22 protein-coding genes are annotated in these 18,742 nt (G+C 59.3%); 3 read left to right on the forward strand and 19 right to left on the reverse strand.

Features of this window, described 5'->3' with window-relative positions:
- Positions 1–133 precede the first annotated feature (133 nt).
- Complete coding sequence (locus PHV01_RS08815; RefSeq protein ID WP_337290787.1) at positions 134–472, forward strand: hypothetical protein; 339 nt, start codon at positions 134–136, stop codon at positions 470–472.
- Between the two features lie 144 nt (positions 473–616).
- Here the strand turns inward: PHV01_RS08815 and PHV01_RS08820 are convergent, their stop codons facing one another.
- From PHV01_RS08820 to PHV01_RS08860, 9 genes are all read right to left on the reverse strand, one after another.
- Entirely contained in the window at positions 617–1,588 is a 972-nt protein-coding gene (locus tag PHV01_RS08820; RefSeq protein ID WP_337290788.1) for a peptidase U32 family protein, read from the reverse strand.
- The gene (locus tag PHV01_RS08825) at positions 1,585–2,544 is read right to left on the reverse strand and encodes a peptidase U32 family protein (RefSeq protein WP_337290789.1); all 960 of its coding nucleotides are present in this window, start codon (positions 2,542–2,544) and stop codon (positions 1,585–1,587) included. The genes PHV01_RS08820 and PHV01_RS08825 overlap by 4 nt, the downstream gene beginning before the upstream one ends.
- A 41-nt stretch (positions 2,545–2,585) precedes the next feature.
- Positions 2,586–3,518, reverse strand: coding sequence for a peptidase U32 family protein (locus tag PHV01_RS08830; RefSeq protein WP_337290790.1), 933 nt, complete (start codon positions 3,516–3,518; stop codon positions 2,586–2,588).
- A gap of 10 nt (positions 3,519–3,528) precedes the next feature.
- Positions 3,529–6,231 carry a cation-translocating P-type ATPase gene (locus PHV01_RS08835; RefSeq protein WP_337290791.1) on the reverse strand — a complete coding sequence of 901 codons (2,703 nt, stop codon included), beginning with the start codon at positions 6,229–6,231 and terminating at the stop codon, positions 3,529–3,531.
- Positions 6,218–7,039 (reverse strand): formate/nitrite transporter family protein, encoded by an 822-nt coding sequence (locus PHV01_RS08840; RefSeq protein ID WP_337290792.1) that lies wholly within the window; start codon positions 7,037–7,039, stop codon positions 6,218–6,220. The genes PHV01_RS08835 and PHV01_RS08840 overlap by 14 nt, the downstream gene beginning before the upstream one ends.
- Before the next feature lie 162 nt (positions 7,040–7,201).
- Positions 7,202–7,516 (reverse strand): HigA family addiction module antitoxin, encoded by a 315-nt coding sequence (locus tag PHV01_RS08845; RefSeq protein ID WP_337290793.1) that lies wholly within the window; start codon positions 7,514–7,516, stop codon positions 7,202–7,204.
- 20 nt (positions 7,517–7,536) lie between these two features.
- Positions 7,537–7,818: a type II toxin-antitoxin system RelE/ParE family toxin gene (locus tag PHV01_RS08850; protein WP_337290794.1), complete on the reverse strand. Its 282-nt coding sequence runs from the start codon at positions 7,816–7,818 to the stop codon at positions 7,537–7,539.
- Between the two features lie 386 nt (positions 7,819–8,204).
- Positions 8,205–8,486, reverse strand: coding sequence for a hypothetical protein (locus PHV01_RS08855; RefSeq protein ID WP_337290795.1), 282 nt, complete (start codon positions 8,484–8,486; stop codon positions 8,205–8,207).
- A 113-nt stretch (positions 8,487–8,599) separates the two neighbouring features.
- Complete coding sequence (locus PHV01_RS08860) at positions 8,600–9,202, reverse strand: toll/interleukin-1 receptor domain-containing protein (protein WP_337290796.1); 603 nt, start codon at positions 9,200–9,202, stop codon at positions 8,600–8,602.
- A 391-nt stretch (positions 9,203–9,593) separates the two neighbouring features.
- On the opposite strand from PHV01_RS08860, the gene PHV01_RS08865 reads away from it, so the two are divergent.
- Complete coding sequence (locus PHV01_RS08865) at positions 9,594–10,004, forward strand: hypothetical protein (protein ID WP_337290797.1); 411 nt, start codon at positions 9,594–9,596, stop codon at positions 10,002–10,004.
- Between the two features lie 261 nt (positions 10,005–10,265).
- Here PHV01_RS08865 and PHV01_RS08870 read toward each other — a convergent pair whose 3' ends face one another.
- Both PHV01_RS08870 and PHV01_RS08875 read right to left on the reverse strand, forming a co-directional pair.
- On the reverse strand, positions 10,266–10,478 hold the full coding sequence (locus tag PHV01_RS08870; protein ID WP_337290798.1) for a type II toxin-antitoxin system HicB family antitoxin: 213 nt from the start codon (positions 10,476–10,478) through the stop codon (positions 10,266–10,268).
- Complete coding sequence (locus PHV01_RS08875; RefSeq protein ID WP_337290799.1) at positions 10,475–10,729, reverse strand: type II toxin-antitoxin system HicA family toxin; 255 nt, start codon at positions 10,727–10,729, stop codon at positions 10,475–10,477. The genes PHV01_RS08870 and PHV01_RS08875 overlap by 4 nt, the downstream gene beginning before the upstream one ends.
- 105 nt (positions 10,730–10,834) lie before the next feature.
- Between PHV01_RS08875 and PHV01_RS08880 the strand changes: the two genes are divergently transcribed.
- Positions 10,835–11,020, forward strand: coding sequence for a hypothetical protein (locus PHV01_RS08880; protein WP_337290800.1), 186 nt, complete (start codon positions 10,835–10,837; stop codon positions 11,018–11,020).
- Here PHV01_RS08880 and PHV01_RS08885 read toward each other — a convergent pair.
- The 8 genes from PHV01_RS08885 to PHV01_RS08920 form a co-directional block, all read right to left on the reverse strand.
- Entirely contained in the window at positions 11,010–11,363 is a 354-nt protein-coding gene (locus tag PHV01_RS08885; protein ID WP_337290801.1) for a DUF5615 family PIN-like protein, read from the reverse strand. The genes PHV01_RS08880 and PHV01_RS08885 overlap by 11 nt on opposite strands.
- 8 nt (positions 11,364–11,371) lie before the next feature.
- Complete coding sequence (locus PHV01_RS08890; protein ID WP_337290802.1) at positions 11,372–11,608, reverse strand: DUF433 domain-containing protein; 237 nt, start codon at positions 11,606–11,608, stop codon at positions 11,372–11,374.
- Between the two features lie 47 nt (positions 11,609–11,655).
- Positions 11,656–13,326: an acyl-CoA synthetase gene (locus PHV01_RS08895; protein WP_337290803.1), complete on the reverse strand. Its 1,671-nt coding sequence runs from the start codon at positions 13,324–13,326 to the stop codon at positions 11,656–11,658.
- Between the two features lie 96 nt (positions 13,327–13,422).
- A complete protein-coding gene (locus tag PHV01_RS08900; RefSeq protein ID WP_337290804.1) occupies positions 13,423–14,232 on the reverse strand; it encodes an IclR family transcriptional regulator in 810 nt (269 codons plus the stop codon).
- A 148-nt stretch (positions 14,233–14,380) separates the two neighbouring features.
- Positions 14,381–15,079, reverse strand: coding sequence for a YggS family pyridoxal phosphate-dependent enzyme (locus PHV01_RS08905; RefSeq protein ID WP_337290805.1), 699 nt, complete (start codon positions 15,077–15,079; stop codon positions 14,381–14,383).
- Positions 15,080–15,358: 279 nt separating this feature from the next.
- A complete protein-coding gene (ftsZ, locus tag PHV01_RS08910; protein ID WP_337290806.1) occupies positions 15,359–16,534 on the reverse strand; it encodes a cell division protein FtsZ in 1,176 nt (391 codons plus the stop codon).
- Positions 16,535–16,573: 39 nt separating this feature from the next.
- Positions 16,574–17,809, reverse strand: coding sequence for a cell division protein FtsA (ftsA, locus tag PHV01_RS08915; RefSeq protein WP_337290807.1), 1,236 nt, complete (start codon positions 17,807–17,809; stop codon positions 16,574–16,576).
- Positions 17,806–18,579, reverse strand: a complete 774-nt coding sequence (locus PHV01_RS08920; RefSeq protein ID WP_337290808.1) for an FtsQ-type POTRA domain-containing protein — start codon at positions 18,577–18,579, stop codon at positions 17,806–17,808. Before PHV01_RS08920 ends, ftsA begins: the two co-directional genes overlap by 4 nt.
- Positions 18,580–18,742 lie beyond the last annotated feature (163 nt).

Here is an 18,742-nt window from a genome sequence, read left to right on the forward strand (position 1 = left end):
TCAAGACAAAAATAGGGGCATGATAACTCTACTTAAATCGAAAATGCTGCGTTGACTCACGCTTGCACTTTTTGGTAGTCTCTGAGCAGTGTGCTACCGTCTCAATGGAACGCCAAGGAGGATACTTACAGCGATGAAGCGATTCTTGCAGTTGTTAGGAGAGATGAGTCACTACCGATTGCCCCAGGCTAAACTTGCGCTGCAGGAGTTGGCAGCAGACGACGAGCTGGTAATCGTCGTACCCGAGCAATCGCTGGCCGGCGAGATACAGCAGTGGGCCACCAGCGAGGGCTTTACCGTTGCCGCCCCAAAGAAGATCCTGGATGGGTTGCCTCGGTGGCAACTGTCGGTCAAAAAGGCCACACCTGTGCCTGTGGAAGAAAAGCCGCCTGCCGCTGCGCCGACCCCTGCCGCGGCCTCCACTCCTGCCGTAGCGCCGGCCCCTGCCATAGCACCAACTACTGCCGGCTAAGTATTCCTAACCATAAATACGGTGTGTTCAGTGGGCATTACCGTTCACGTTGAGCTTGTCGAAGTGCGAACGTTCATGGCTCGACAAGCTCACCACGAACGAGAGGGCTCACGTCATCGTAATACTGAAAGGCTGTACTACGTATTAGTGAGCGGTAGCGACCGGCACCTTGGCCTCGGCCAGTAAGGCCAGGGTCCCCGCATGCCGCTGCCTATCCCGCTCGACCTGGATCGTGGTTAAGCGCGCCTTCCAGGGATTCAGATCAAACGGCTCACCCGGCGTGTTGGCGGCATAAGCATCTAGCATCTCACGATAGAACCTGACGATGCGCCCCACGAGCGCCGTGGTGTACTCGCGGCCCTGGATCTTCAGACAGCGGACGCCCAGATCGATCAGGCATGGGATATCCTCCAGCAGGAAGAACGCCTCGTTCCTGAGCGCCACGCGGTCCTCCCGCTTGACGTCGCCGCTATAAAGCTGCCAGGCCTCAAGACAGACGCGATAGTCAAGACCGCCCCGGTTCGGACTCCCCTTAAAGAGGTCCTTGCCCGCCTCGTCGATCGTTCGCTCCAGTCGAACGTACGGCGACATCCAGCACTTACCCAAATAGGTATAGCAGGTGTTCGCATGGATCAGGATCTCGATCCCGACGTCCAGGTGCGCCTTTCTGGAGAGAAGCTCCCTCACGGTCAGCTTGGTATCGGCCACGACTTGACGGACGCCGATCTCCCGGTAGAAGGCCACGTCAGCGTCATTGAGGATATTGGCCCCGATGCTCGCATGGAGGGGCAGATCAGGAAAGCTCTGATGCACCGCCGCGATGGCACCGATATCGGCCATAATGGCTCCATCAACACCGTCCATGACGAAGCGCTCCATTCGGCTGAGCAGCGCCGGGATCTCTTTGGATTGCATGTGCGTATTGCATGCCACCCGAAGCTTGGCGCCGCCATCATGGGCGAGCCGCATCGCCTCACGGACGGCGCCATCGTCCATCTCAAAGGCATCACGACGTCGGCTCCAGCCTCGCGGTCCCACATAGATGGCGTTCGCCCCAGCCCGCGTGACCTCCGCCGCCATCTCCAGATTGCCTGCGGGCGCGAGCAGTTCAATCATTGCCCCACCCTGCTCCGCCTTGCCTCCGCCGTGTCCGCGCCTGGGTGCCGCACGCCATGGTAGGCCATGCCCGATCTGCCGAAATAGAAGCCGTTACACAGGCCGATTCGCGCATGACGTTTGATCGTGTCCCACCACCGCTCTTCCAAGCCGTCGCTCCCCGCCAGGGCAGCTTCCAGAGCCTCACGGTAGACCTGGCCGATCTCCAGTCGGTAGGCCGGACTCTCTGAAGCCGCCTCGACCCGAAAGCAGGAATGCCCCTCGGTCATCAATCGCTGCAGGTGCTCCAGCAGGCAGACATCCTTCCCGCTCATGACCCCTTTCCCGATTGACTTCATCGCCCAATCGCCCTGCTTCAGAAACAGGTCCTGCCGGCACAGGGTCGGGCATGTCACTCCCCAGGCCTGCTCATACTCCAGCAGAAAGCAATCGTCTGACATACCAAGCGGCATCTTGCCATGAACCAGCAGTTCCATCGGCAGCTCAACCTGGCGATGGATCTCACCGATCTCCTCCAGGCTCAGCTCGTAGTTTGGCGTGATGCAAACGGCCCCGTATCGTTTCAGGACGGCAGCGCCAACATCGGTATAGACATTCGCGAAGCCGCCGATATGGACAACAAGATCGGGGTGCGCCTCGTGGATGATCTTCAAGACCCCGAGGTTATGGACCTCCACGGCATCTGCCCCGGTCTCTACGGCTACTGCCACAACCTTTCGGAGTTGCGACAGGCTGTCGTTGCGCGGTGCGGCATACGTAGTGACGTATGCCTTCTGCCCTCGGCCCTTCACGATCGCGATCGCCTCCCGCAGGTCATCGAGACGCTCCAGCAGGTTGCCCTCGTACAGCCGACAGGTGATGTTGCCAAGGTAGACGGCATCATAGGGGCTCAGATCCGACTCGGTCAGATCCCGCAGATTCGAGATGGTCGTGTTCAGTTCAAACGCCTGCGCCACTGCCTCTCCTTCATCCTGACCCCTGCCTGACGGCAGACAGGTCACCGGCGCATCACCGTCCAGGATGGTTCCAGACAAGGCTCTGCGAAGGCCGGCAAGGGCTCTCCCGCCATCCAGGCATCGATCGCCAGACGATAGCGCTGCACGAGCGGGGCGAGCAGGTCGGCTGCGAGACCTCTGCCTTGGAGCTTGACAACATCGACGCCGGCATTAAGGAGATCGGCCAGGTAATTGATCGCGCTGATCTGACGGCTCGGCAGGAGCCGTGTGGCCACGCATCGCTCGCTCCGGTACAGCTCCCATGGCTGCTCGCAGAGTTTAAAGCAGATCCCGGCGCCTCCCCGCTTCACGCTCCCTATCAGGCGACTGACATCCTCACACTGAGATGCCAGCGGAGTCGAATGCAGCCGGTAATAGCTCGGCATCCAGCATCTGCCCAACAGGATGAACTCTTGCACCATATGAACCATCACCTCGATTTGCACATCGGGAACCTGCGTGAAGGCGACGATCTCATCAGGCGTCAGGGTGCCGGGGAGCACGACCGCATCGGCCCCAAGGTCGCGGTAGAAGGCGACATCAGCCTCGTTCATGACGGCGCAACCAATGCTGGCGGTAATGCCAAGCCGGGGGTAGCGGCTGCGGAGCTCAGCTAAAAGGCCGGCGTCGTTCACGATAACCCCATTGATTCCCCACCCAAGCAACTCCTCGACCTTTTCCGCGAGGTCTCGCCGTTCGGCCTGGCGTGGGATGGTATTGAGCGCGACCTGCACATGGCGGCTCTGCGCATGAGCCGCCGTCAATACGTCCCGAAGCGCTTGGGAGGCCAGTTCGTTCCTGGGTCCGCCACGACTGAAGCCTTCGAGGCCGACGTAGATCGCGTCGGCACCGGCGCCTAACGCCGCCCACGCAGCCGTCAGACTGCCCGCCGGCGCCAGGAGAATGGGCTTAGTGGCCCGATAGGCGGTCGACACAGAAATACTCCTAACACATTTCCCCGAACCATCCGCGTCGCTCCATCCACTTTGCCAATTCTAGCACGGGCGAAACCGTAGAAGCCAATACGACGACGATAGCCCAATCCACGAGTGGCAGGCTAACCGTGCTAAACGGCTCATGCAGGAAAGGTGCATAAACAATTATAACTAACGGCACTAACCCCCATACAATCGCCAGATTCAGCCACCTATTCGCAAAGGGCTGATTCAACACTGAATGGCGATCGGAGCGGAAATTGTAGGCCTTGACGCACTCAATCAGCACCAGTGAAACGAACGTCATCGTCATGGCTTTTTCGATGCTTCGGTCGGAGTGGAGCACCCAGGCAAAGAGGCCAAGGTTGACTGCCGCCGACCAGAATCCACCCACCATCATCACCGTGACGACAGGCCGAGTAAAGATACCGGTGCGTGGGTTACGCGGCTTGCGGCGCATGAGGTCGGGTTCGGGTGGGTCTACGGCCAACGCCAATGCGGGCAAGCCATCCGTGGCGAGATTGACGTACAGGATTTGTACGGCCGTCAACGGCAGGGGCAGGCCCAGCAGAGTCGCCCCGGCCATCAGGACTATTTCGCCGATATTGCACGAGAGCAGGTACATCAAATATTTCTTGATGTTGTCGAAGATACCCCGACCCTCCTCCACCGCCGCAACGATGGACGCAAAGTTGTCGTCGGTAAGTGTCATGGCGGCGGCCTCTTTGGTCACGTCCGTGCCGGTGATGCCCATCGCGATGCCGATGTCGGCCTTCTTGAGCGCGGGCGCGTCATTGATCCCGTCACCCGTCATCGCGGCAACGTGACCTTTCTTTTGCAACGCCATGACCACACGCAACTTATGCGCCGGAGACACGCGAGCGTAGACATCGATCTTCTCGACCTCACGCTCAAACTCGGCCTCGCTCATCGCCTCCAGTTCTGCGCCGGTCACGATGCGGCCCGTCTTGAGCAATCCCAATTCGCGCGCGACGGCTTGCGCGGTCAGTGGGTGGTCGCCGGTGATCATGACCGGCTTAATCCCAGCCTGTTCGCACGTTTCAATCGCAGCTTTCGCCTCAGGACGTGGCGGGTCGATCATGCCCACCAAACCAAGAAATGTCATGCCGCATTCGGCGTTTTCTCGTGTTGCGTGTAGTTTATACGCTATCGCCAGCACCCGCAATGCCTCGCTTGCCATCCGGCGGGCTGTTTCCACAATCATCTCCCGACTCTCGGTGTCAAGAGCTGTTTCTCCATCTGCCGTCATGCGCCGGACGCACGAATCAAGGATAACTTCCGGCGCGCCTTTGGCATAAGCCACGACGCCCTCCGGCTCCCTGTGCAGCGTGGTCATGCGTTTGGTTTCGGAGGTGAAGGGAATTTCATTCACGCGAGGGGATTGTGAGTCAAGCTCGGCCTTATTCAACCCAGCTTTGGCGGCGGCGGCAATCAATGCGCCCTCCGTCGGGTCGCCTTTGACATGCCAGCGGCCATTGGCTTCGCTGTGAACGATATGCGCATCAGAGGCCAGCACAGCAGCGCGCAGGAGCAGGATCAGCGGACCGGAGGGTTCAATGATGAGGCCATCGTGCGAGAACCGGCCGTACGGCTCATAGCCTGCCCCGAAGACGTCCAACATTTGCCCGGCCACAAAGATCTTACGGACTGTCATCTCGTCTTTCGTCAGTGTGCCGGTCTTATCGGAGCAGATCACCGACGTGCTGCCGAGCGTTTCGACTGCCGGGAGGCGGCGCATCAGCGCATGGCGCTTGACCATCCTCTGCACGCCGATCGCGAGCGAGATCGTGACCACAGCAGGCAGGGCCTCCGGGACAACGGCAACCGCCAGCGCAATACCGAAAATCAACATCTCAATGAAGGGTTGTCCACGATACAGGCCGATGGCAACGATGGCAGCTACCACCACGCAGGCGGCCCACGCCAGCACGCGACCGACCTTATCCAGGTTGTCTTGCAACGGGGTCCGCCCGGTTTCGACCGTCTGGAGCATTTGGGCGATCTTGCCAAATTCGGTATGCATGCCTGTCGCCACGACAACCGCGCGACCCCGGCCATAGGTCGCGGCGGTGCCGGCGTAGGCCATATTTTTGCGGTCACCTAAGGCCAATTCACCATTTGTGAGCGGCGCGGCGTGTTTGTCCACCGAAACCGACTCGCCCGTCAGCGCGGCTTCTTCGACTTGCAAATTCACGGCCTCAATCAATCTGACATCGGCTGAGATTTTGTCGCCGGCTCGTACCAGGACGACATCGCCCGGCACGAGGGCGCGCGCCGGGATTTCAACCTCCTCCCTATCGCGGAGGGCGGTGGCAGTCGGCGCAGTCATTTGGCGCAATGCCTCGGTCGCGCGTTCGGCCCGGTATTCCTGCGCAAAACCCAAGAGCACCGCAAACAACACAATGACGACAATGGCGATGGCTTCAATCCCGTGCCCAAGAAAGGCGGAGAGAGCAGTCGCCACAAGCAGAATGACGATCAGCACATTCTTGAACTGCTCAAAGAGAATCGTCCACAGCGAGATGCGGTGGGCAGCTTTCAGTTCATTCGGCCCATATTCTGCCAAACGTTGGGCTGCCTCAACTTCTGTCAGACCGGTAGGTGTGGATTTCAGGTGAGCGAAGACGGTTTCGCTGGAGAGGGTATGCCAGAGAGAAGGGTCGAACCCTCCTCGGGATTCAGGAAGCCCCATCGTTCGGCTGACGCTCGCCTCGTAGGTAGGCCACCCAGTACACGCCGGCGACCAGCAGAGTTCCACCGACCACGTTGCCGGCGGTCACGGCGACAATGTTTCTCGTGGCCCCAACGACCGACACCGCGCCTTCCCTATCCAGCGCAAGCCCGAAGGGTAGGAAGAACCAGTTTGCAATCGAATGCTCGAAGCCCATGGCCACGAATGCGGTAATGGGAAAAAGAATTGCCAAAATCTTGTCCGTCATGCTGCGCCCGCCCATGGCGAGCCATACCGCCAGACAGACCAGCGCGTTGCACAGCACACCGCGCGCAAAGGCTTCGGTCATAGAGAGATCGGCCTTCGTGCGAGCGATGTTGAGGGCCGCCTCGCCGACAGCGCCCCCGCCCAGACCGGCAACGTCGGCCCACACAACGAGCAGAACCGTGGCTAGGCAACCGCCCACATTGCCCAGATAGGCCAGGACCCAGTTACGCATGACCTCTCGAGTGCCGATCAGTTTGCTCGCCCAGGCCATGGCGATGAGGTTATTCCCGGTGAACAGCTCGGCGCCCGCGACCACGACGAGGATCAGCCCGAGGCAGAAGCTTAAGCCCCCGACCAACCGCGTCATGCCGAAGCCAAGGGAGGATTTGGTCACCACGACGATGAAAAAGAGAGCCCCCAGCGAGATGAAGGCGCCTGCCAGCACGGCCAGCACGAGTAGTGTGAGGGAATCGGTGCGTGCCTTCGCCACACCGAGGCCCTCGACTTTCCGCGCAATCTCCCGCGGCGGATAGGCGTCACCAAAGTGTAGATCGTTGTCCATCCGCTTAGCCCCTGCTAACGGAGCAACGCCGCCACATCGAGGAACCTGAGGATGTGCTGCTACCCAATGACATTGTGACTAATCCGCGGGCCGCAGAACAGGAATGCGCAACGAGTTCGTCGGGAACCCGGCGCGAAGCGAGTCGACGCGTTCAGCCGCTTATTAGACGGCACGGGCGGAACCGACCAATACGGAGACTTCGCGCTCCAGCCTCGAACCCAGTCGATCCCGCTCGACCTCCAGGTCGTACCGCGTCTGAAGATTTAGCCAGAACCGATCGGTAGTGCCGAAGTAGCGAGCGAGCCGCAACGCCGTGTCGGCTGTAATGGCGCGATTGCCGTGCACGATCTCGTTCACGCGCCGCGCGGGCACGCTGATCTCTTTCGCCAGCCGGTATTGGGAGATCTCTAGAGGTTTCAGGAATTCTTCCTGAAGCACTTCACCAGGATGAACAGGCGACAATTTTCTAGCGGCCATGAAAACCCCTCCTACCACACTTAGTGATAATCCGTAATCTCAACGTCGTAGGCGTCGTCGTCGCGCCACCGAAAGCAGATACGCCACTGATCGTTGATCCGAATGCTGTATTGCCCGACACGGTCGCCCAACAGCTTCTCAAGTCGATTCCCTGGCGGGATTCGAAGGTCATCCAATGCTTCGGCCGCATCGAGAACGAGGAGCTTTCGCAGGGCGGCGCGTTGGAGATCAGTGGACCATCGCCGAACGACCTCCCGGCGGAATAGTCTTTCGGTGTCTCGGTCGGCACAGTTACGGATCACGTAGGTAGCATAACGCTAGTCGTTATTGTCGTCAAGCGTTACTATCCCATCGTCTAATAGAGCCGCGAGCTGACTCGCTGCTGGGCTAGCGTACTCACTTGAGCGAGTTCGGTCCAGCGAGCAGTTCGGCCCTCGCAGGCGGCCAACTGCGAGCAGAGTGAGTTCCGGGCAACTGCAATTTGGGGTTAGCTGTACACCGTGGTCGATAGCAGATCGTATTGATTTCTCTCTTGAGAGAAGGGATCATGAAGCCATGAATAAGACTACTTGCGATCACCGCATGGTCTGGAGCGTTCACGTTCTGGCTGGTCACCGAACCTGGGACGAGATCACGTGCCGTCGTTGCGGCTGGACGCGGTTCGTTAACTTCCGCTGAGTCACTGCCCTCAGTCATCCGGTCCCAGGAGACCCAGCTTTCTCCTGAGCCTATAGAAGAGGCGGGTCCCAGGGGTAAAGCGCTTAAACGTCGCTACGCCCTTCTCGTCCAGTAAGTAGTAATGCTTCCCACCGCAGTGCAGGCAGCGGATAAAGGCGCCATCCTTATCGGCACGGCTTTCAAGGATCTGCTGTGGTTCGTCGGGTTCCCAGTGCCCACGCAAGCTTACCGGCCTACCCAAGGATTGACCGCACCCCTTGCATAGCCAACCGCTCGACCAGTCGTCGGTCATCGCAGCCTCTCATGCTAGCCATCGCCTCGCTGAGGTCCCTCGGCTTCAGCGGCCGGCGAAGCCCGGCCGCTGAGCGCTTTGTTCGGCAGCCGTCCCATGTTGCGCCTTTCAGGCTATATCTCGCCACCATCGGACCAACCGCAGTTTGTGCAACGCATACCCGCGTAGACGTCATCTCCCTCACGGTCGGTCTGTTCCCAGCCTATGAGGGTGTCTGTCTCACCACAGGTGGGACAGCAGACCATTGGGGGGAGCGCAGGGTGCGTGATCCAGCTTACATCCATTTCCTGCAGTGCAGCCTGTATCGCCAGTAGACGCTGACGGCGTGTGCGTGAGCCCGTGAGGTCTCCCAGCAGATCCTCGATCCCTTGGTGTACGTCACTGAAGTCGATACCGCGACGATCACAAATGAGGGGAGGTAACGGAGTCTCGTCGAGCAGACATGGGATGATCTTCGCGGAACCATCCTTGACGGCTCGGATAATGGCGGTATGCAGCTCCTGGCGCACCCAGTTGGATCGATTGGCGTCGGCGGACCAAAGCAGCACGAATGCGTCAAACGCCTCCAAGCCTTCACTGAGCTTGCCGGGGATAGAGTCACCGGCTTGGATCTCCCACTGATCGAACCAGAAGTCGATCCCGGTGAGAGACATGTGGGCTCCGATAGAACGGGCTACCTCCTTGTCTGCTTTGTTGTAGCTCAGAAAGCAATGCATCTCTTGCCGTCACGCCGCGGTTCCGGTGAGTCTCTCCGTATCCGGCGAACGCCAGCGATCAGCGGCCGCGCCCTTGCGCGGTCCGCTCGATCGCACTGTTCCGCACTGCTCAAAGAGCAGTCCCATAAGCGCTGGAGAATGCCGTCGGCCAGTACCGGGAAGTGGGAGCCCCCCAAAAGCTGCATATGGAGGGATAGCGATGTGAACATTATCGACTCAGAATCCTAGCGCCTCAAGAATCGGTGCCAGTAGCCGCGGCGAGAACCAAAAGACGACGGAGGCGACAAGGCCGATAACCGCGCTTGTGGAAATCCCGATTAGCACTGACCCAACGATACCCAGCGCCCCGGATCCAAGGGCGACGAGCATTCCAAAGAACACACTCCAGAATATGGGGGCGCGCTCGGTAGGGGACCTTTGGTGGTTCAACGCGCCCCAGGTCCTGACGCCCGAGGCGACGAAGGCTAGAAAGCACCCGACTACCAGCATCTCGTCACCGCAGCCGCCCGTTACGCTCGTCGAAATAACGCCCGACGAGGTAATGACCTGCAAGGCGCTTCCTAGCCCGGGTGAGCCAGGAGTCACACCAGATGCAGTCAATATCCCCACCAATGCGAGGCCCGAACTGCGCGTTCGTGAAAGCCGGTTCGTCTGGCTGGAAGATGTAAGTGTGCCCACAATCGAGCCGAATCGACATGACCCTCTCCCACCCGTACGGGTGAAGGCCGGGGAAGCATCGGCCCTCCTCGATTTTTTCGACGACTCTCCACATCGTCAGGCCTCCCCCCCAGAGGCGCGCTAGGCGCTTGCCAAACCATTACATATACCGACCAGCCTATTACGGTCAGGGAATTTCTGAAGACCGAGCGGATTCTCTTTGCTTGCCCGGTACTTGTCAAACAGTTTTCGAACACTTCCCAGCCGAAAAATACTGGTCGACCTTCATATGTGAATACCTGACTCGGGACACTACTTTGCCTTCGCCTGGTTCGGCGTTCGCTGGAGGAGGAACTTGCCGGTACCGGGGACCACTGGGTCGCACGGGCCGAATGGGATTGTCGCGTCAAGCATAAATGAGACGTCTGCCCTTGGGTACTGGGATCGGATCGCCGAACTCCTTAGCCGTCTCGATCCATAGTGCGATAGCCTCTTGGACGCTTGTCAAGGCGGCTTCCTGAGTTACCCCATGCGCGAGACAACCGGGCAGTTCGGGGACCTCCGCGATATAGACCTGATCTTCCTCACTCCAGTAAATGATGACCTCGTATTTGTTCACGGCTCCTCACCCCCCAGTCGATACTTGAGGATTACGGCACGGACCTGGCGCACTTGGTAAGGTTTTGCTTCACTTCCTTCGCGCTGGAGATTAAGCTTCTCCTCGATCCCAGCCTTGCGAAAGATATGGTGACCCCCTTTCACTCTCATGGCAAACCCGAGGCTGCTGAGCAAGTGGCACAGATCGTCGAACTGGATGTTCGTGTCAGAAGCGCCACTCAGCACACATCGGAGGATCTTCTCCCTGGTCATGCCCACATTCTACGCGAACTGAGGTTACATGTGAACCCGTCTGGCCGCAAGGCTAACGGGATGATGATATGCTACGCACGAGCCACCTGTACAGTACAGCCTCAGATGAAAACAGCGCTAGTCTACCTGCTCCCGCTGGCGGAGAAGTCACCGGAGCAGCTTGCCTGTGCCAGGGCTGCCGGGCCCGGTGAGGCGGGGCATCCGAACTACGAACTCCACTTCTCGCGGCAGCTTGTACATGGCAAGCTTCCCCTGGCAGGACAGGACCGCTTCGACATCTTCATGGCCTGATCCGTACCCGGTCCTCTTCAACGATCCACAAATGCCCTCTTGGTTCCTCCCTGCTAAACAGGGGGATCAGCCGCCCGACCATCCTTAGCACGTGCAGTTTGTCCTGACTGTTCAGCCGCAGGACCACCAGCCCGCCGTAGTGTGCTGGCGGATAGGCCCGGATATCGGAAAAGTCCAGATCAAGGGTTACGAGCAGTCGCTCCTCTCGCTTGACGAACAACGCGACCGTCGTGTCTGGCTTTCCGCCAAGCCCCTCTTCGTCCACCGTCACGGCGTCATGGCCAGCCTGCCGGAAAAGGTCGGCTACCTCACGAGGCAGATTCTCATCGATCTTCACCTTCATCGGCCACCCTATGCCGGCATTGGAACAATCCGTTCGCGTGCCAGGTCAGCGGCATAGGCGACCGCCGCCTGAACAGCCTCGCGACTGAGAGATGGGTAGCTCCTCAGTAGCTCCTCAACTGTTACACCGGCTGCGAGGTTGTCGAGCACTACCGATACCATGATCCGTGTGCCCTTGATGCACGGCTGCCCATGGCATATCTCCGGATCCGCAACGATGAAGTCGAGCCAATTTTGTGCTGCCATCTTCAGCCCTCCCGTTTATCCTCTCTCAGCACACACTACACATTTTATTAGGGCGCCTTCGCCTTGTCCTGCTCCCGCTGGCGGAGGAGGCGACGGAGGAGCTTGCCGGTGCCGGGGCCGCCGGGCCCCGTGGCGCGCGGCATCCGATCCACGAACTCTACCTCTCGCGGCAGTTTGTACACGGCAAGCTTTCCCGTGCAGAACTCGATCAGCTCTACCTTGAGGGCTTCGAAAGGCTGCTGGCCAGATTTGAGCGCGACAAACGCCTTCGTCCGCTGGCCCATGATAGGGTCGGGCAGGCCGACTACACCGACATCGGCTACCGCCGGATGGGTCAACAGGACATCTTCGATTTCTTCAGGACCGATCCGGTATCCGGAGCTCTTGATCAGGTCGTCCTCGCGCGTGAGAAAGGTAATATAGCCCTCTTCGTCCATGCCGACCATATCGCCGGCGCGACTCCAGCCTTCCGTCACGACACGCCGTTGCGCGTCCGGGTCGCGCCAGTAGACGGTCCCCGTTGGACCCTTAACCAGCAACTCGCCGGTTTTGCCGGGACGGCAATCCCTTCCCTCTTCGTTGACTACCCTGAGTTGGTAGCCGGGCACGGCAGGGCCGATCGATCCCGGCTTGACCTTTCTCGGCCCGGCTGAGCTGGCGAACACGAACATCAGCTCTGTCGTCCCGAGTCCCTCGAAGATCTCGAGGCCGAACGTCGCCTTCCAGTCGAAGTAGGTCTGTGCGGTCAAGGATTCGCCGCCGCCTGTACACAACTTGAGCGAACTCAGGTTATAGCGCGTCCGGGTATCCGGCACCTGGAGCATCTTGCGGTAGGCGGTTGGGAGGGCCGAGAGGATGGTGACCTTGTGGTGTTCGATCGTCTCGAATGCCGCCTCCGGCGTAAAACGCGGTAACAAGGAGAGGGCTGCCCCGAATCGATACGGGATGGCAGCCGCAACGGAGTAACCGGCCGCCATTGCCAGGGGTGCCGGGCTGAGGAGGACATCCTCTTCCGTCACGCGCCAGCAGTATTTGCCGAAGCTGTCGGGGACGATCAACGCCTCTTCCATGAAGTGGACCGTCCCCTTCGGCGGCCCCGTCGTTCCGGAGGTGAAGAGGAGGACCGAGACGTCCAACCGATCCCGCCGCACCGGATCGCACGTCGGATCGCCCCCATCAAGCAGCTCCTGATAACTTAGATATCCCTTCCGCTTGATCTCGTCTCCCTCCCCACCGACGACAATGACATGGCTGACCGTGTGAAGCAGGGGCCGGGCCTGCTCGAACTCCTCCAGCAGTGGGGCGGCAACGATGATCGCCTTGGCCTCCGTACTGTTGCAGATGTGCGCAATCTCGGCCCTAGAAAAGAGGACGGATGTCGGAACGATCACTGCGCCGATCTTCAGGACCGCAAAGTTCGCCACGATCGCCGGCGGGGTATTCGGCAGGCGCAATACCACCCGATCCGCTTCCTTGATCCCCAGCCGCGTGAGCGCGCTCCCGAGCCTGTTGACCTGGCCCAAGAGTGCCTTGTACGGGATCTGTTTGTCCTCGAAGTAGAGCGCCGTTCGGTCACCCCTCCCTGCGGCAACGGTCTTATCCAGTAATTCCTCTGTGCTGTTGAACCGCTGAGGGAGGTGCGCGAACTCCGGAAGCGTGTAGATGCGCTGTGGCCAGAGATCTTTTGGAGGCAGGTATTCGGTAGGAATCTGACCCATCTCTCTTCCTATATATTCAGAAGCGCCCGCTATGTCCTCTCGGAGAACGAAGCGGGCAGATGAGACATGGTGATGGTCAGAGAATCAAACTATGTTTTACTGATCGGCCGGCACTGTTCTCGCTTCGTAGCCGAGTCGTTCGGAGAGTTTCATCGTCGCTGTCTTGACAAGCGGAGCGAGTTTATGTTTGATCCGCTCAAGGGAGAACCGGGAGATGGGGCCGGACAGACCGATGCTGGCCACCACCTTTCCAGAATAGTCTCTCACGGGAGCGGCAATACACCGTACCCACGGCTCATACTCTTCATCATCAACAGCGAACCCGAGCTTGGCCACCTCACGAAGGTGTTCTCGAAATGCCTGGGGGTCAGTAATCGTATGCTCGGTCAGTTTGCGCATCGGTTGATGTTGAAGGATGCTGTCTAACCGGTCGGCCGACTCGTAGGCCAGTTGCGCCTTTCCTGCGGCAGTGCAGTGAACCGGGAGACGTCGTCCAGGAAACGATGCGACCCGAACCATCTGAGTAGTGTCCTGAACGAGAACGTAGATGACCTCCGATCCGTCCAGAACGGCAAGATAGGCCGTTTCATCGCACTGATCCACCAACTCTTCGATGATCGGCCTGGCCTGGCGCCGAAAGCCCAGATGATGGAGGAAGACATTGGCGACCTCGAACGGCTTGATCCCCAAGCGGTAGTTGGCTGTCTTTTTGTCCTGCTCGATATAACCCCGAACCTCAAGGGTGGCCAGAAGTCGGAAGATGTTGTTTTTGGGTAGATGAAGCTTTTCGGCGAGTTCCGTGACGCCTAACTCCCCTGTCTGATAATCGAACGACTCCAGGACATCAAGCGCTCGATCGACGGACTGGACGAGATAATCAGCCTTTTCTTTCTTTTGATGGTCCATACACCCCTCACACACCCTTTGGCAAAGCAAGGTAACGCCTTCTCAGTACACGTTCGCATCACTTTGCCTGGGATTCGATGTAAGATGAAAGGAAAATTGGTGTGACTATAGAAGGGTGTTCTATTTTTGTCAACGGAAAATTATCAGCCTAAAGTACCGGTCTTTCCTCAAAGATCGCCGTGCCGACCCGTATCAGCGTGGCCCCCTCTTCGATGGCGATCTCGTAATCGTGACTCATCCCCATTGAGAGGTGACGAAGAGGGTAGTCGAAACAGGCCTTGGCCGCCTGATCTCGTAACTGCCTAAGTCTTCGGAAAAAAGGGCGGACATCCTGAGGATTCTTGCGATACGGTGGGATGGCCATCAGGCCTTCGATAGCCAGATGCGTAAACTGCCGGCAGGCATGAAGTAACGGTAATAGGTCGTGTTCGAGAACACCGGTCTTGCTCGGTTCGCCACCGAGGTTGACCTCCACGAGAACCCGTATCTGCTTCCCTAAAGCGGCCCCATGTCGGTCCAGCGCAGCAGCCAGCTTCACAGAATCAAGCGAATGGATCAGGTCAAACAGCTCAGCGGCAGACCGACTCTTGTTTGTCTGTAAGTGACCGATCAAATGCCATGTGACCGGGAGCGGACTCAGGAGGGCAATCTTATCCGACGCCTCTTGGACCCGGTTCTCACCCAGTGTCGTTACGCCGGCATCGACCGCCTCTCGAATACGGGGAACCGGTACGGTCTTGGTGACGGCAACCAGTTCTACTTCACCAGGGTCGCGACCGCCGCGGCGGGCCGCCGCGGCCATCCGCTTCCATACCTGCTCAACCCGATCTTTTACCCGTTCCGCCAAGCTTGCCCTTTTTCGCCTCCTGCCCCTACATGGAACGCTGCAAGGCGTGATCCATCAGGATGGCGCTTCGCCCGGAGCTCCGCAATTCCCTCAAACCGCAACAGCCGACGACAGTTCGGGCAGACATTCTCCGATTCGCCGATCGGCAACAGGCAGTGTGGGCAAGTCGCAGCCATCGATCTGTTTGAAAATACAAACAGCCGGAATAGGGTGCTGAGTCGTCTCATGACACATTCTCCCTTCCCTGGCACGCCTCGATAAGGAGCTTTCCCGTGATCGTTAATCAGCTTGACGCCGCAAAAAGGTCGGGATATCCAACTCGTCCCCATCGAGGTCCTGGGGTCTGATCTCTAGGCCATGGAGATTGAATTGCTCATCGGAGGTCTCAATCCCCTGCGCCACGCGCTTCCTGAGAAAGCCCCCGCGCTCCGCAGCTTTGGCTGCGTACGCCTTCATTTCGACCATGTTTGAGGACGTCTCCTCTCTCACCGGGGCAGCGGCCTCGAACCCGGTAGCAATCACCGTCACGCAAACATCATCTTTGAGCGATTCATCGATGACCGCTCCAAAGATGATATTCGCGTCTTGATGGGCCGACTTACAGATCGTGGAGCTGGCCTCGTTCACCTCGTACAGCGAGAGCGCCGGACCGCCGGTGATGTTAATGAGGACGCCCCTGGCGCCCTCGATAGAGACGTTTTCCAGGAGTGGACTGTTGATAGCCTTGATGGCCGCTTCGGAGGCGGCGCTCTCGCCTGACGCAACCCCGATGCCCATCATGGCAATTCCACGCTCCGACATAATGGTCTTGACATCGGCAAAGTCCAGATTGATCAGACCCGGCACCACGATAAGATCCGCAATCCCCTGCACCGCCTGGCGCAACACGTCATCGACGACCTTGAAGGCATCGGTCAGGGAGGTCTGTCGCTCCACCACCTGTAGCAGCCGCTGATTCGGGATAGTGATCAAAGCATCGACACTCTCGCACAGCGCAGCAAGCCCACGGGCTGCATGAACCTCTCTAACCTTACCCTCGAAGCCGAACGGCTTAGTCACCACCCCAACCGTCAGGATACCCAACTCCTTGGCAAGATTCGCGATGATAGGCGCAGCCCCTGTTCCCGTCCCTCCTCCCAACCCGGCGGTGATAAATACCATATCCGCGCCTTCCAGGAGGGCCAGGATCTTGTCGGTATCCTCAAGCGCCGCTTGTCGCCCGATCTCCGGGTTTGCCCCTGCCCCCCGACCCCCCGTGATGTTGGCGCCGATCTGAAGCTTGGTGTCCACTGGAGACATTCTAAGCGCCTGGGTGTCAGTATTGACGATAAAAAATTCAACCCCGGTGAAATCCGATGTCGACATCCGATTGACTGCGTTAGACCCCCCGCCCCCAATTCCGATGACCTTGATCTTGGCTGCGTGCTCGGCATCGATCTCCAGCGCGAATGGCATCTCCACCTCCTCTCAAAAGCGGTTATTGGATGTTGGATCTCACAGGAAATCGCTGAACCATTGCCTCATCCGCTTGATGACCTTGTCCATCAGGCTTCGCTCCGATGATCTGCTGAATTGATGCTGGTCCAGATGCGCCGCGCCGTACAGCACCAGGCCCACGCCGGTCGCATACATCGGCGAGCTGACCACTTCCTTCAAACCGCCGACGCCCGACGGGATCCCCAGTCGCACCGGCAGGTCGAAGAGCTGCTCGGCCAGCTCCGGCATACCCTCCATCGACGAGGATCCGCCTGTTACCACAATCCCAGCGGCTACCTGTTGCATCAACCCGACCCGTCGCACTTCCAGGCCTGCATGCGTGAAGATCTCCTCCGCCCTTGGCTGAACGATCTCGCATAACATCTGCCGCGAGAGCAGGCGAGGTTTACGGCCGCCAACGCTTGGGACCTCTACCGCCTCCTCACCCCCCGCGAGCGAGGCCAGGGCGCAACCGTACCGGCGTTTGATCTCCTCGGCGCACTGGGGGGGCGTCCTGAGTCCAATGGCAATGTCATGGGTCAGATGATCGCCGCCCAGCGGCAGCACCGCGGTGTGGCGAATGCTCCCATCCACGAAGACGGCAATGTCCGAGGTCCCCCCACCGATATCGATCAGAATTACCCCCAGCTCTTTCTCATCCGCGGTCAGCGTCGCTTCACTAGAGGCCAGCGGCTGCAACACGATGTCCCGCACCTCCAGCCCGGCCCTGGTCGCACACTTGATGATATTTTCTGCCGAGGCAATGGCGCCTGTCACGATATGGACCTCAGCCTCAAGCCGGCAGCCGCTCATCCCGACCGGCTCCTTCACTCCCCCCTGATCGTCGATAATGAACTCCTGGGGGATGACGTGAATCACCCGGCGATCGGCGGGTAGCGTGATGGCCTTAGCCGCCTCGATGACCCGATCTACATCGGTCTGCGTGACCTCCTGGTTCTTGCCGGAAATGGCGATGACCCCCCGGCTGTTAATCCCCTTGATGTGGCCTCCGGCGATTCCCACAAATGCAGAATCCAGAGCGACTCCCGCCATCTCCTCTGCTGCCTCGACCGCTTGTCTGATTGATTCAACGGTCACATCGATGTTGACGACAACACCCTTCTTCAGACCCTGCGAGGGACTGGTCCCGCATCCGATGATTTCGATCCCATTCTCCGTCAGTTCAGCGACGATGACGCAGATCTTCGTCGTACCGATATCGAGTCCTGTCACGATCTCGCCCTTTCGGGTCATGCGCCCCCCTTCGGAAGCGGCTTCACAATGACCTTATCAGCGAATCGAAGATCGGCATATTCCAACTCGCGCAGGGTGGTTCCACGCATCTTCAGCACCCGCGCCAACCGATCCAACCGCCACTGCAAGCCATCTTCCTCCCTGAAACGCAGGTACGGCAACCCGGAGCCCAGTGAGACGGTATAGCTCCCGTCGCCTTCCAGACGGATCTCCCTCGCCTGCACATCCGGTCCTAATGTGCCCTGATGAAACCGCTGCCACAGACGCGCCCCCTGTTCAATGCGAGCGGGATCGATCCGCTCCCCCGTCCCGAACGGGTGGTCGGTGTGGAGCCTCAGGAGCGGAAGATCGGATATCTCCGCCGGTGACGCCTCCTGCAGGATCAGCCCGTCCTCACTGACGAGGTAGGGGCGATCGGCCACGACAATCGTGTGCGGCACATGCTCTGACACGTAAACCAACAATGTTGTTGGGAGGCGTCTGCTCACCCTGGCCGTTTTGATCCAGGGATTACGCAAGACGGCCGCCGCCAACTCCTTCAAGTCGACCTGCAAGAGGCTCGCATTGGAGGGTAGGGCCAGGCTGTCGATAATTGCCGCTGTAGGCACTCGTCCGTTGCCTTCAACGATGAGATTGCTGATCTGAAAATAGCGCAGGGGCGTAGAGAGCGAAACCTGCTGCCAAGCCAGCCATCCCAGCACGATCAGCGACGCAGAGAGGGCGGCCACTTTCACACCCCGTCTGAGGCGCGGACCAAGCCGTAGCCCCATGCGGGTCACACCCCTCCGTCGCCATCCCGACTTCGCCGATTCCAACCTCAGGAAGCGCCGATTTGGGCGAAACCCAACACTATCCTCATCTCGCGATGGGCGATCCGACAATCTGGATCTCCAGTTCAAGCGCCACTCCTGTCTTGACCATCACTAGGGCTCT

The sequence above is a fragment of the Candidatus Methylomirabilis sp. genome (assembly GCF_028716865.1).
In the GTDB taxonomy this organism is placed as follows: Bacteria; Methylomirabilota; Methylomirabilia; order Methylomirabilales; family Methylomirabilaceae; genus Methylomirabilis.

What these genes read in the sequence shown, in the direction of transcription:
- PHV01_RS08815 (WP_337290787.1), top strand. Translation starts at nt 134, where the DNA reads ATGAAGCGATTCTTGCAGTTGTTAGGAGAGATGAGTCACTACCGATTG.
- PHV01_RS08820 (WP_337290788.1), bottom strand. Translation starts at nt 1,588, where the DNA reads ATGATTGAACTGCTCGCGCCCGCAGGCAATCTGGAGATGGCGGCGGAG.
- PHV01_RS08835 (WP_337290791.1), bottom strand. Translation starts at nt 6,231, where the DNA reads ATGGGGCTTCCTGAATCCCGAGGAGGGTTCGACCCTTCTCTCTGGCAT.
- PHV01_RS08840 (WP_337290792.1), bottom strand. Translation starts at nt 7,039, where the DNA reads ATGGACAACGATCTACACTTTGGTGACGCCTATCCGCCGCGGGAGATT.
- PHV01_RS08845 (WP_337290793.1), bottom strand. Translation starts at nt 7,516, where the DNA reads ATGGCCGCTAGAAAATTGTCGCCTGTTCATCCTGGTGAAGTGCTTCAG.
- PHV01_RS08855 (WP_337290795.1), bottom strand. Translation starts at nt 8,486, where the DNA reads ATGACCGACGACTGGTCGAGCGGTTGGCTATGCAAGGGGTGCGGTCAA.
- PHV01_RS08860 (WP_337290796.1), bottom strand. Translation starts at nt 9,202, where the DNA reads ATGCATTGCTTTCTGAGCTACAACAAAGCAGACAAGGAGGTAGCCCGT.
- PHV01_RS08865 (WP_337290797.1), top strand. Translation starts at nt 9,594, where the DNA reads ATGGGGGCGCGCTCGGTAGGGGACCTTTGGTGGTTCAACGCGCCCCAG.
- PHV01_RS08875 (WP_337290799.1), bottom strand. Translation starts at nt 10,729, where the DNA reads ATGACCAGGGAGAAGATCCTCCGATGTGTGCTGAGTGGCGCTTCTGAC.
- PHV01_RS08880 (WP_337290800.1), top strand. Translation starts at nt 10,835, where the DNA reads ATGAAAACAGCGCTAGTCTACCTGCTCCCGCTGGCGGAGAAGTCACCG.
- PHV01_RS08885 (WP_337290801.1), bottom strand. Translation starts at nt 11,363, where the DNA reads ATGAAGGTGAAGATCGATGAGAATCTGCCTCGTGAGGTAGCCGACCTT.
- PHV01_RS08890 (WP_337290802.1), bottom strand. Translation starts at nt 11,608, where the DNA reads ATGGCAGCACAAAATTGGCTCGACTTCATCGTTGCGGATCCGGAGATA.
- PHV01_RS08895 (WP_337290803.1), bottom strand. Translation starts at nt 13,326, where the DNA reads ATGGGTCAGATTCCTACCGAATACCTGCCTCCAAAAGATCTCTGGCCA.
- PHV01_RS08900 (WP_337290804.1), bottom strand. Translation starts at nt 14,232, where the DNA reads ATGGACCATCAAAAGAAAGAAAAGGCTGATTATCTCGTCCAGTCCGTC.
- ftsZ (WP_337290806.1), bottom strand. Translation starts at nt 16,534, where the DNA reads ATGCCATTCGCGCTGGAGATCGATGCCGAGCACGCAGCCAAGATCAAG.
- ftsA (WP_337290807.1), bottom strand. Translation starts at nt 17,809, where the DNA reads ATGACCCGAAAGGGCGAGATCGTGACAGGACTCGATATCGGTACGACG.
- PHV01_RS08920 (WP_337290808.1), bottom strand. Translation starts at nt 18,579, where the DNA reads ATGGGGCTACGGCTTGGTCCGCGCCTCAGACGGGGTGTGAAAGTGGCC.